The sequence below is a fragment of the Pseudomonas sp. 1928-m genome, from assembly GCF_029269135.1.
Lineage (GTDB): Bacteria > Pseudomonadota > Gammaproteobacteria > Pseudomonadales > Pseudomonadaceae > Aquipseudomonas.
The window spans coordinates 267532-279656 of the sequence record NZ_JARIXO010000005.1; the positions used below are offsets into that span (position 1 = coordinate 267532).

Below are 12125 nucleotides of genomic sequence, written 5' to 3' on the forward strand. Positions count from 1 at the left end.
TAGCGTACCGGCAGATAACCGCAACAGCTTAAAACCCATCGCGCTATATCCAATAAATATGTAGCTCTGTGGTTGGTGGGAGTTTCTTGGACTAACGTGCACGAATCGCCGGGCCCGCTTGAACCTTGAGCAGCGGCGACACGTTTGGGTGCGCGCAGTTACTGCTGCTTCGGCGCGGTGTATGAGCAGTCTCCAGTGGGTGATGGGCTGATTTCGGGTAACAGCTGGAGGGGATTCGTACAACGGCTCGGGTATGTGGACCCATCGATAACAACAAGATGAGGGACTCACCATGTCTGTAGCGATAACACTTCGGCGCTGTGCCGCGCCGCTGATAGTTTCGGCCCTGGCCATGCCAGTGCAGGCCGAGGAGGGCGATTACAACTTCTGGCAAACCCTGAGCAACCTGGTAGTGGCACCGGCGGCAGATAACAAGGTCACCCCGGCGCAACGCCTCGGGCCGTACMCGCTACTGGCCAACCCGAGCGGCTTCAACAGCGGCTTCAAACCAGCCAATTACTACGCCTGGCAAACCGTGCAGATGGCCCCACAAACCGGCGCCGTGTGCGGCAACGGCTCGCCGTACAAGTTCTTCGTCAATCGTGTACCCAATACCCGCAACACCATCATCTACCTGGAGGGCGGCGGTGCCTGCTGGGACTACGCCAGTTGCACCGGTCAAAGCGGCATTCGCGGCGCACGCAACCCCAACGGCATTCCCAATGACTACATGAGCCTGCTCAATCCGGGCGCCAGCCTGGTCAGCCCGTTTGTGGTGCGCCTGCATCCCTGGACGCGGGTAAAAACCCAGAACTGGAACATGGTCTATGTGCCGTATTGCACCGGCGACATCTACTCCGGCGACAAGGTCGCGGTCTATCAAGACCCGCAAAGCCAGCAGGCGCCGCTGATCTGGCACCACAACGGCCTGCGCAACATGCGTGCGGTAGTGGGTTGGCTGAAAGACAACCTGCCACGTCCCACGCAGATGCTGACCACCGGCTGCAGCGCCGGCGGTGCCGGCAGCCTGACCAACTACGCACCGACCCGGCAGGATATTGCGCCGACGCGCAGCTTCCTGATCAATGATTCCGGCCCGGTGTTTTCGGCCATCAGCGGTGGTGGTAATAGCGCTTATCCATCCTTGCCGCTGCAAGGCTTGATCCGCAGTGCCTGGGGGCTGGACGCAGGACCGTTGCCGTACCTGCAGTCGCGTTTACCAGGACTTAACCTGAACAACCTGGGCACCATCTACCCGGCGTTGTCGAGCAACCTGGCGGCTGATCGCATGGGCCACACGCACTTCTGGAAGGACCTGAATTACTCGTCCTATTCCTACGAGCGCTTCTACCCGGAGATCATCAACGCGCCGAACCAGGCCGCCAAGGAGGCGCTGATTCACGCCAAATGGGATGTGGATACCGGCAGGCTGCGTAACGAGCTGGCCAACCTGCCGAATGTCGGCGGTTATTTCCCGCAGTACCGCGCGGTCAATGAAAGCCACTGCACCAGCATCATCGAGTTTGCCAACGCGGATATYCAGGAGCAGAACCTGCAGCTGGATGACTTCGTCAATAACGTGATGAATGGCAGCGGCCCGGTACTCGATGCCTCCGAACAGAGCGACACCGCCGACCGCAACAAACCCTTCAACCTGCTGTACTACGCGCTCGACCAACTGCTGTAACGCCAACCCCGGCCTGAGCAACCTGCTCAGGTCGGGTCATTGGTAGTGCTGTTCACGCGCCTGCTGCAGGCGTTGACGCAAGTACTCATCGCGGCTCAAACCATCGGGGAAGCTGTCCATGCTCAGGACTTCCTCAACGATGCGCTTCTCATCGGTCTTGTAACGACGAAACTCGGCGCTGGGTGTCGCGGCCTTGGCTTCGCGCTCGGCGCTAATCGCCTTGTAGCGGGCAACCAGGGCCGCGGCCTGGTCTTTCTGCGCCTGTTCATCGCCGGTGGTGAGCTGAATCAGCCCCAGCTGCAGTAACAGCGACTCGCTCATGGCCAGTTCACTGCGTTGCTCGTAAGTTTCGATCTGCTCACGCAAGGCCCGCGCCTGGCTTTCACGCTGGGCGGGCGACAGCTCGGCGGCGCCGCTGACAAAGCGGCGGTAGGCCTGATGGAACGCCAGGCGCTGCTCCTGGTTTTTCACGGCGGGGTTTTGCAGCAGCTCGTGCAACTGCGCCTCAGTGGGCATCGACACTGCGGGGGTATCAGCAGTGAGCACGCTTGCGGGGCTTTCGGCCTGACTGGCCAGCGTCACCAGCTGCGGCTCGCCCTGTAGGCGCCAGTACAGCGTGCCGAACACTGCAATCAGCACCAGCCCGCCGCCGATTAAAAGAGGTTTTCCCTGCACCGGCTATCTCCTGAGTGACGCCGCACAGTGCGGCGTTTTCAGCTTAGCCCAGTCTGCTCTCAGCGCTTTTTACTGACCCAGGCCCAAAGCATTTCGCACTGGATCGGCTGGATGCCGGCTTCATCGGTCACCGTCACGGCAACCAGCACTTCGCCTTTTTCCTGGGTGTGAATGGCCTGAATCTGTTCGGGTGTCAGGCTCGCCACGGCGCGCAGGCTGCCGGTGGCACGTTTGAGGTAGTCGACCTTGAGGCTTTTGATCAGCGGCAGTTTGTCATCGGGCACGTTCATGCCGACCAGAAAGCCCGTGGCAGATTCAGCCAGCAGCGCCATAGCGGCGGCGTGTACGCCTTTGATGTGGTTCTGCACCTTGCGCTTGTTGGCGATGCTCATCACCGCTTGCTGTTGGGTCAGCGTATGCACGCGCACCTTGGCGGTGCCTGCGAACTTCACCTGGGAGCCAAACAACAGCGACAGGGCCGGGCTTTGCAGGGCGCTGGGCAGTTGCTGGATTTTGCCGACGATACGGCTTAAGCGGTTGCTGGACATGCTGATGCTCTTTGCGCAAAGGGAAAGGCATGAGTCTGTCACAGCGAAATGTGACCGGCCAGGGCTGGCCGGTCACGTTATTGCCCGTCGATTAGAGCAACCGACGGCCGTCTTCGCGGGTGATGATTACCGTAGCCGAGCGCGGGCGCTGACCAGAACCATCGGGCCAGGTGCTGAGCAGATTGGTAGACGTTGAGCCTTCACCCGGGTGCTGGATGTTGACGAACAGGGTGCGGAAGTCCGGGGTCGCGGTAATACCGGTCACCTCGGCGCCGACAGGCCCGACCAGAAAACGCTTCAACTCACCGGTGCGCGGCTCGGCAACCAGCATCTGGTTATTGCCGAACGGGCCGCTATTCAGCTGGCTGCCGCTCATATCGGTCTGAATCCACAGCCGACCCTCTTCGTCGAACCACAGCCCGTCGGGGCTGGCCAGGCGATTATCAGCAGTCAGCGGTTGGCCATTCGGGCCGATGCTATCGGTCTCCGGGCCGGCCAGCATAAACAGGCTCCAGGCAAACTGCCGACCGGCGTAATCCTTGCTTAGCTCACGCCAGCGGATGATATGGCCGAACGCGTTAGCGGGGCGCGGGTTGGCAGCATCGGCACTGGTGCGGGCACTGTTGTTGGTCAGGGTGAAATACACCTCGCCGTTGTCCGGATTGACCGCGCCCCATTCCGGGCGGTCCATCTTGGTGGCGCCGGCCACGTCTGCCGCCAGACGGGTATTGATCAGTACTTCACCTTGGTCAGCAAAGCTCACACCAGCGGCCTTGCAGGCTTTCTGGAACTTCTTGTCGCTGATATCCAGCGCCAGCCATTCACCTTTGCCGCTGGCATCGAAGCGCGCGACGTACAGCGTGCCTTCATCCAGCAAACGGCCATTGCTGCGCCCAGGACGGTATTTGTCGCGGCTGACGTATTTGTAGATGTACTCGTTCTGCGAGTCGTCGCCGGAATAGCACACCACTGGGCGGCCGGATTTTACCGGGGCGAACACCAGGCCTTCATGGGCAAAACGGCCGAGCGCCGTGCGCTTGACGGGTACGGACTCCGGCGCAAACGGATCGATTTCGACAATCCAGCCAAAGTGATTCGGCTCATTGCGATAGTCCGCGCTGGCGGTGGTGGTGATGCGCGTGGCATCGAAACGCTCGAACTCGTCCCCCTTGAGATGATCCCAGCCGTAGCGGCTGCTGCTGCGCAGGCCATAGCGGCTCAGCTCGCGCGGCAGGTCGCTATCGCGGCTGGCAAAGTAGCCGGCCCAGTTTTCTTCGCAGGTCAGGTAGGTGCCCCACGGGGTGAAACCGTGGGCGCAATTGTTCAAGGTGCCGCGCGTTGCCGTGCCTTTGGGGCTGTAACGGGTTTTCAGCAGCGCATGGCCGCGCGCCGGGCCGCTGATCTGCATCGGCGTGGCCCCGGTAATCCGGCGGTTTCTGGCGCTCGGCAGCACCGCCCATTCGCCATTCAGGCCGCGGCGTACTTCCACCACGGAAACGCCGTGGGCGTTGATTTCCTTGCGCACTTCTTCGGCGCTGCTGCGTTTGCCGGCCACCAGCGTCGGGCCGTTGGGGTGCAGCAGCGGCGCATCGACGTATTCGTGGTTGAGCACCAGCAGGCCGTGATCGCTTTTCTTGCCGCCGCGCTGGGCGTCAATCGGGAAGAAATGCATGCCGTCATGGTGCATGCCCAGTTGTTCGGCCTGATCCTGAGCGCTGTTGCTGCCATCACTCAGATAAGCCGGGTAATTGCCGGTGATCGGCGTACCCCAGGGGATAAAGGTTGTGGCGCGATAGCCGGCCGGCACGCTGATGCCATCAAGGCGGCTGGTGGCGACTGCAGTGAACGGCAGTTTGCTGCGCGGCTTAAAACGCAGTTTTTCCAGGCCTTTGGCGGCGGGCTCTGCCGCCACCGCAGCGCCAGGCAGCGCGCTACCGAGAAACGCCAGGGTGCCGAGTGCGGCGCCGGCGGCCAGCACTTGCCGACGGCCAATACCGTCGATCAGCTGATTGATATGCGGGTTAGCAGACGCATTACTGGGCAATTCATCGCCATTGCCGAACAGTACTGGCTGGTCATTATCGAGGCTCATGCAGGCTCCTTGGATTAATCGACGGGTGCCTGACGCTATCTAATGAAATTGACGTAAACATGACAGCGGCTGTGCGGGCGCGCACAAAACCGAAAAAGGGCAAATTGCAGGCAAAAAATGGCCGGGAGCCATTTTTAACGTCGCACAGCGACGGCCAGAAGGGTGGCCGCCATGGATGGCAGGCCATAAAAAAATCCCAGCATTTCTGCTGGGATTTTCTTAACACCCTCAACCTTGATCGTGGCCTCGGTTGAGTGAGCCGGTTCTTAGCTGAACTGGTTCATGGTGTTGTCTTTGCCGCCGGCTTTCAGGGCCGCTTCACCAGCGAAGTACTCTTTGTGAGCGTCGCCGATGTCGGAACCGGACATGTTCTGGTGCTTAACGCAGGCGATACCTTGACGGATCTCCTGACGCTGAACGCCTTTCACGTAGGCCAGCATGCCTTGGTCTGCGAAGTAACCTTTGGCCAGGTTGTCGGTGGACAGCGCGGCGGTGTGGTAGGTCGGCAGAGTGATCAGGTGGTGGAAGATACCGGCACGAGCCGAGCCATCACGCTGGAAGGTACGGATCTTCTCGTCAGCAACCTGAGCCAGTTCGCTTTCGTCGTACTCGACGCTCATCAGCTTGGCGCGGTCGTAGGCGGAAACGTCCTTGCCTTCAGCAACAAAGGCATCGAATACCTGCTGACGGAAGTTCAGGGTCCAGTTGAACGATGGGCTGTTGTTGTAAACCAGCTTGGCGTTCGGGATGGTTTTGCGGATCTCGTCAACCATGGCAGCGATCTGGCCAACGTGTGGCTTCTCGGTTTCGATCCACAGCATGTCGGCGCCGTTCTGCAGCGAGGTGATGCTGTCCAGTACGCAGCGCGCTTCACCGGTGCCAGCACGGAACTGGAACAGGTTGGACGGCAGACGCTTAGGACGCAGCAGCTTGCCTTCGCGGTTCAGAACCACGTCGCCGTTCTTCAGGTCGGCTGGGGAAACTTCTTCGCAATCCAGGAAGGAGTTGTACTGGTCGCCCAGGTCGCCCGGCTGGTTGGTAACTGCGATCTGCTTGGTCAGGCCAGCACCCAGGGAGTCGGTACGCGCAACGATCACGCCGTTGTCGATGCCCAGCTCGAGGAATGCGTAGCGAACAGCGTTGATCTTGGCCAGGAAGTCGGCGTGAGGAACGGTCACTTTACCGTCCTGGTGGCCGCACTGCTTCTCGTCAGAAACCTGGTTTTCGATCTGGATGCAGCAAGCACCCGCTTCAATCATCTTCTTGGCCAGCAGGTAGGTGGCTTCCGGGTTACCGAAACCAGCGTCGATGTCGGCGATGATTGGCACTACGTGGGTTTCGTAGTTGTCGATCTGGTTCTGGATTTCAGCAGCCTTGGCGTTGTCATCGGCAGCGCGAGCAGCGTCCAGAGCGGTGAACAGCAGGTCCAGCTCACGGGCGTCAGCCTGGCGCAGGAAGGTGTACAGCTCTTCGATCAGGCCGGAAACCGAGGTTTTCTCGTGCATGGACTGATCCGGCAGCGGACCGAAATCCGAACGCAGAGCAGCAACCATCCAGCCCGACAGGTAGAGGTAGCGCTTGTTGGTGGTCTTCAGGTGCTTCTTGATCGAAATCAGCTTCTGCTGACCGATGAAACCATGCCAGCAACCCAGGGACTGGGTGTAGACGGAGGAGTCAGCATCGTACTCAGCCATGTCTTTGCGCATGATGTCGGCAGTGTACTGAGCGATTTCCAGGCCGGTTTTGAAGCGGTTCTGGGCGCGCATGCGGGCCACGGACTCAGGGTCGATAGCGCTCCAGCTGCTGCCAGCAGCGGCTTTAAGGGCGGCAACGGCTTTGATGTCGTTTTGATAAGCTGACATGGTCAATCCTTCAAAGTATGTGTTTGGTTGAGCACCGACTTCCCCACTGAACACCAATGCTTTAACAGCAATGTTGCTGGTGGTTGTTGTAGCCAACTGCAGAACGCCGAGACATCGACTTGAGACGGAATTGATCCGGGAGGAGGGTGACGAGCTAAACAGTTCGCGGGCTTCAGCTGTTGCAAATGAGCGGGTCATTTGGCGTTTACCGGCAAAGATGCCGTTGGACGACTCAACGTGCTGTGCTTGCTGCGCGCTGTTGCTAAACGCTTCCCCGTCCCTCAGGACAACTTCGTTCCAGTCGCAATCTCATCGAACGGCCTTGTGGGCTTTACAACGCAAATCGGCTCGGACGGTAAGTTGGAGCGCGATTCGGAGGGCCTTTCAGCACCTCTGATTAGCGGGAGCGGGGCCATCATGCCTCTGCCAAAAGTGTTCGTCAATTATTTTGTAGTGCTTTTTGAATGACTACTACATAAATCCACAAGCGACCGGCAAGTCAGCTTTTACGGCTCTATCCGGCGGGTGGCGGCGTCTGGCTCAAGGTCTGGGGCGTTTCGTTGTGGATCACTGTGCGGGCGCCTGCGGGCATCCGGCGATGAACGGTGGTCAGGCACTGAGGCTGGAGTGGCCCAGCGCCTGGTAAGAGGGCTGTGGCGGGCTTAATTCATCACGTCGACTTTGACGCGCATGTTCATGTCTTCGCGGCCCTGGGTCGAGCGGTGTTGCAGAAAACCGCCTTGCGCACTCTGGCTTTGCTCGTTGACGCCACCAATGCTGATCCATTCGCCCAGCCGTCCGCTGACCCGTGTGTCGGCACTTTGTACATCGATGGCGCCGGGTTGCGACTGGCTGAGGCGGTCACGGTTGCTGCTGATGTTGATGTGCACCCGCTCGCCACTGAGGCTGGCGGTGACGTAGAAGCCGCGGGTGACGTTGCGGTACTGAGTGTTGCTGTAGGGTTGGCCATAGGCATCACGCCCGCGCGTGGTCAGCGGCACGCTCTGACCGACCTGAATCAGTGCGGGATACCCCTCAGTGGCCTGCACTTGCTGGGTGCCGCCGCTGCGGCTGTCGGTGCTGCGACGGATGATGCGCACCTGATCGCGGCCATTGATTTCGCCCTGGCCAATCTGCACCTCGGCATCGCCAGCGCTGATCGTGCCATCGGCGCGGTAGCCGCGGTCGGACTGAAAGCCCGACTCATTGGTGTCGACGCTGATCAGCAAGCGGCGGGGTTCGGTGTCGAGTTGCTGCAGCAGGGCGCGCACTTCGGCAATCTTCGCCGGCTCGGCATTGACGATCAGCTGGTTGCCATAGGCGTTGACCTTGCCCTCATGGCCGAGCACCGATTGCACCACGCTGAGCACCTCGTCAGCCGTGCGGAAATTCAGCGGAATCACTTCGGTAGCGGCGCTGAGGGACAGGCTACAACTAAACAGCGCGGCGGCGAGCAGGGCGCGAACCTTCATAGCAGAAAACTCCGTAAATCAGCGTCGGTGATGCTGGTGTCCCAGGCTTGATCAAACTGTGCGCGGCGCTGGCGATTGCGCCCGGGGTCTTGGTACAAGGCATAACCGCTGGCCTGGCCAACTTCCGGCAAGAGCAGCAAGCCGCGATCATCGGCCAGCAGAAACGCCAGCTCCTCACTAGGGTAGTCCGGGTGCAGTTTGCGGATCTGCAGATTGGAGGACAGCCGGCGCGAAAGGCTGAGCAGGCGGTGGCCTTCCTTGACTGCACGGCTGGGGTCGCGCAGCAGAATGCGCAGTTGATTGCGCGGGCTGGCCAGGAGAAAACGGGTGCAGGCGTCTTGCACGCTGCTGTGGTGATAGAGCCAAGGTTCCAGGTCGTGACTGTAGATGCACAGGCTGCGCTGAGCTTGCTGCAACAGCGCCAGTGCATGGGCGCGGGCCTGTTCGGGCTGGCTGAAGCGTTCCAGCGTTGCATGTGCGCCGAGGGTAAACGGCGCTGGCTCTGCGCGTGGGCTGTCCGGGCTGGGGCTGCCCGGATTGTGCACAGCAAAACGCCCCGGTGACTGAAACTCGATGTCGGGGAGCTCTATAGGCTCCAGCGGCTCGGCAGGGTCACTCGGGGCGTTTTCGTCGTTCATCTCGGCCTCTAGGCGCTATGACGCACCATGTCCACGTGTGGGATGCCGGCGTCCAGGTATTCCCCGCTGACGATGGCAAACCCGAGCTTTTCATAGAAGGCAGTGGCGTGCACCTGGGCGCTGAGCATTTGTTGCGTCAGGCCGCGTTTTTCCGCTTCGGCGATCACCGCCTGGATCAGCGCCACACCCACGTTCAGGCCGCGCCAGTCCTTGAGTACCGACACCCGACCGATATGACCATCGGGCAACAGGCGTGCGGTGCCGATCGGGTAGTCGCCTTCGAGGGCAAGAAAATGCACAGCATCGGCGTCTTCGGCGTCCCATTCGAGCTCCGGCGGCACTGCTTGTTCCGCGATAAACACGGTTTCGCGAATGCGTCGCAGGTCAGCGTTGTCCTTCTGCCAGTCGGCCAGACGAACGTGTATCTCACTCATCAGCAAACTCCAGGCTGCCTTGTTTGACCAGTTCAACCAACAGGTTACGCCCTTCGTCATCGGCAAGCCACGCGCCGAGGTTTTCGATATGCAGGGCATCGGCCGCGCACACCAGTTTCAGCAGTTCACGCAGGCTGGCCGAAAGCAGGCGACTCTGGCCACTGGCGAACAGCACCAGGTCGTCGCCGACTTCCGACCAGGCCATGCGCGCACTGGGGTTGCGGATCAGGATTGCGCCATTTTCCAGCCCGGCGAGGAAGCCTTCTTCGTCAATCTCGATGCCGGCAATCAGCTCCGGATACTTGGGCTCGGTCATAAACTGGCCGAACCAGGTCATCAGCAGGCGCTCATCGCTCATGTGTTCGGTGAGCAGGGCCTTGAGGCGATCCAAGGCGTCGCGCTGGATCTGCGTTGGGTCGCTGGTCGGCTGCGCGTCGGCGTCGCTGTAGCGCTCTTCGTCAGGCAGGAACTGGCCGAGAAAATCGGTGAAATGGGTCAGAACTTCAGCGGCGCTTGGCGCACGGAAGCCTACGGAATACGTCATACAGTCATCCTCAGCGGTACCACAGTGGGCCAGAAGCGGCGGCAGATAGAGCATGTCGCCGGGTTCCAGAACCCATTCTTCAGTTTTAACGAATTCAGCGAGGATCTTCAGATCCGCGTGTTGCAGCATTGGGCTGTCGGAATCGCACACCTGACCGACCTGCCAGCGGCGCTTGCCGTAACCCTGCAGGAGGAACACATCGTAGTTGTCGAAGTGCGGGCCAACGCCGCCGCCAGGTACGGCGAAGCTGACCATCACGTCATCAATGCGCCACTTGGGCAGAAACTTGAACTCTTCCAGCAGTTCGGCGACTTCCGGGACGAACTGGTCGACGGCCTGCACCAGCAGGGTCCAGTCGCGCTCGGGCAGCTCAGCAAAGGCGTCCTCGGCGAACGGGCCGCGGCGCAGCTCCCAAGGGCGCTCGCCATGCTCGATGACTAGGCGCGATTCGATTTCTTCTTCCAGCGCCAGGCCGGCCAGCTCGTCGGGGGAAATCGGGCTCTCAAAACCGGGGATGGCCTGGCGTACCAGCAGGGGTTTCTTCTGCCAGTAGTCACGCATGAACTCGCGAGCAGTAAGGCCACCCAACAGTTGCAGCGGAGTATCAGGATTCATCGCTAAGCCCTTGAAGTCAGTAAATACCCATAAATAAAAACGCCCGGCGCAGCCGGGCGTCTGGGAGGCTTTTGCCGGTTAGATGCGCTTGGCCTGGGCGACCGCGTTGCCGATGTAGCTGGCCGGGGTCAGGAGTTTGAGCTCAGCCTTGGCGGAGGCTGGCATGTCCAGGCCGTCGATAAAGGTCTGCAGCGCTTCGGGGCTGATGCCCTTGCCGCGAGTCAGTTCCTTGAGCTTCTCGTACGGGTTCTCGATGGCGTAGCGGCGCATCACGGTCTGGATCGGCTCGGCCAGAACTTCCCAGCAGGCGTCCAGATCGGCGGCGATCCGCGCTTCGTTCAGTTCCAGCTTGCCGATGCCCTTGAGGCTGGCTTCGTAAGCGATAACGCTGTGAGCAAAACCGACACCGAGGTTACGCAGCACGGTGGAATCGGTCAGGTCGCGCTGCCAGCGCGAGATCGGCAGCTTGCTGGCCAGGTGCTGGAACAGCGCGTTGGCGATACCCAGGTTGCCTTCGGAGTTCTCGAAGTCGATCGGGTTGACCTTATGCGGCATGGTCGAGGAACCGATTTCGCCAGCAATGGTGCGCTGCTTGAAGTAGCCCAGGGAGATGTAGCCCCAGATATCGCGATCAAAGTCGATCAGGATGGTGTTGAAGCGGGCGATGGCGTCGAACAGCTCGGCAATGTAGTCGTGCGGCTCGATCTGCGTGGTGTAGGGGTTGAACTGCAGGCCCAKGTCACCTTCGATGAACTGGCGAGCGTTGKCTTCCCAGTCGATCTGCGGGTAAGCCGAGAGGTGGGCGTTGTAGTTGCCCACGGCGCCGTTGATCTTGCCCAGCAGCGGTACGGCCGCAACCTGAGCGATCTGGCGCTCCAGGCGGTAGACCACGTTGGCCAGTTCCTTACCAAGGGTGGTCGGCGACGCCGGCTGACCGTGGGTGCGCGAGAGCATCGGCACGTCGGCGAATTTGATCGCCAGCTCGCGAATCGCTTCAGCGGTTTGACGCATCAGCGGCAGCAGCACGTCGTCACGGCCGGCGCGCAGCATCAGGGCGTGGGACAGGTTGTTGATGTCTTCGCTGGTACAGGCGAAGTGGATAAATTCGCTGACCTTGTCCAGCTCAGGCAGCTTGGCCGCTTGTTCCTTGAGCAGGTATTCCACGGCTTTTACGTCGTGGTTGGTGGTGCGCTCGATTTCCTTGACGCGCTCGGCGTGCTCGACGGCGAAGTTGTCAGCCAGTTCATTGAGCACTGCGTTGGCTTCGGCGGAGAAGGGCGCGACTTCAGCAACGCCTTCGTGGGCGGCCAGACGCTGTAACCAGCGGACCTCAACCAGGACGCGGAAACGGATCAGGCCGTATTCGCTGAAAATTGGGCGCAGGGCGCTGGTTTTGCCGGCATAGCGGCCATCAACGGGGGAAACCGCGGTGAGCGAGGAAAGCTGCATGGGGGCGTTCTCGGGCAGTCGGGCCAAGAGACTATCTAGTATCTGCTGCGCGTCGGCCCTGCTGCGTTGAAAACAGACTCGGAATGCTCATGTACAAACGTACACTCCG

Annotated in this window: 11 protein-coding genes; 2 read left to right on the forward strand and 9 right to left on the reverse strand. The window is 60.6% G+C overall.

Annotated elements, in window-relative coordinates; genetic code table 11:
• The first annotated feature begins 292 nt into the window (after positions 1-292).
• Positions 293-1687 carry a pectin acetylesterase-family hydrolase gene (locus P3C18_RS16615; RefSeq protein WP_275962949.1) on the forward strand — a complete coding sequence of 465 codons (1395 nt, stop codon included), beginning with the start codon at positions 293-295 and terminating at the stop codon, positions 1685-1687.
• Positions 1688-1723: 36 nt separating this feature from the next.
• Here the strand turns inward: P3C18_RS16615 and P3C18_RS16620 are convergent, their stop codons facing one another.
• The 4 genes from P3C18_RS16620 to P3C18_RS16635 all read right to left on the reverse strand — a co-directional run bounded on the left by P3C18_RS16620 (position 1724) and on the right by P3C18_RS16635 (position 6864).
• Positions 1724-2362, reverse strand: coding sequence for a hypothetical protein (locus P3C18_RS16620; RefSeq protein WP_275962950.1), 639 nt, complete (start codon positions 2360-2362; stop codon positions 1724-1726).
• A 59-nt stretch (positions 2363-2421) separates the two neighbouring features.
• Positions 2422-2910: a DUF4442 domain-containing protein gene (locus P3C18_RS16625; RefSeq protein ID WP_167144644.1), complete on the reverse strand. Its 489-nt coding sequence runs from the start codon at positions 2908-2910 to the stop codon at positions 2422-2424.
• A gap of 91 nt (positions 2911-3001) precedes the next feature.
• Positions 3002-5002, reverse strand: a complete 2001-nt coding sequence (locus P3C18_RS16630; protein WP_275962951.1) for a PhoX family phosphatase — start codon at positions 5000-5002, stop codon at positions 3002-3004.
• A 266-nt stretch (positions 5003-5268) separates the two neighbouring features.
• Complete coding sequence (locus P3C18_RS16635) at positions 5269-6864, reverse strand: isocitrate lyase (protein WP_275962952.1); 1596 nt, start codon at positions 6862-6864, stop codon at positions 5269-5271.
• 198 nt (positions 6865-7062) lie between these two features.
• Between P3C18_RS16635 and P3C18_RS16640 the strand changes: the two genes are divergently transcribed.
• Complete coding sequence (locus P3C18_RS16640) at positions 7063-7332, forward strand: hypothetical protein (protein ID WP_275962953.1); 270 nt, start codon at positions 7063-7065, stop codon at positions 7330-7332.
• Between the two features lie 194 nt (positions 7333-7526).
• On the opposite strand, the gene P3C18_RS16645 is transcribed toward P3C18_RS16640, so the two are convergent.
• From P3C18_RS16645 to purB, 5 genes are all read right to left on the reverse strand, one after another.
• Complete coding sequence (locus P3C18_RS16645) at positions 7527-8336, reverse strand: secretin N-terminal domain-containing protein (RefSeq protein ID WP_275962954.1); 810 nt, start codon at positions 8334-8336, stop codon at positions 7527-7529.
• The gene (locus P3C18_RS16650) at positions 8333-8974 is read right to left on the reverse strand and encodes a histone acetyltransferase HPA2 (protein ID WP_275962955.1); all 642 of its coding nucleotides are present in this window, start codon (positions 8972-8974) and stop codon (positions 8333-8335) included. The genes P3C18_RS16645 and P3C18_RS16650 overlap by 4 nt, the downstream gene beginning before the upstream one ends.
• Before the next feature lie 8 nt (positions 8975-8982).
• On the reverse strand, positions 8983-9408 hold the full coding sequence (locus tag P3C18_RS16655; RefSeq protein WP_170049946.1) for a GNAT family N-acetyltransferase: 426 nt from the start codon (positions 9406-9408) through the stop codon (positions 8983-8985).
• The gene (locus tag P3C18_RS16660) at positions 9401-10567 is read right to left on the reverse strand and encodes a cupin domain-containing protein (RefSeq protein WP_275962956.1); all 1167 of its coding nucleotides are present in this window, start codon (positions 10565-10567) and stop codon (positions 9401-9403) included. The genes P3C18_RS16655 and P3C18_RS16660 overlap by 8 nt, the downstream gene beginning before the upstream one ends.
• Before the next feature lie 78 nt (positions 10568-10645).
• The gene (purB, locus tag P3C18_RS16665) at positions 10646-12016 is read right to left on the reverse strand and encodes an adenylosuccinate lyase (protein WP_275962957.1); all 1371 of its coding nucleotides are present in this window, start codon (positions 12014-12016) and stop codon (positions 10646-10648) included.
• Between the last annotated feature and the right edge of the window lie 109 nt (positions 12017-12125).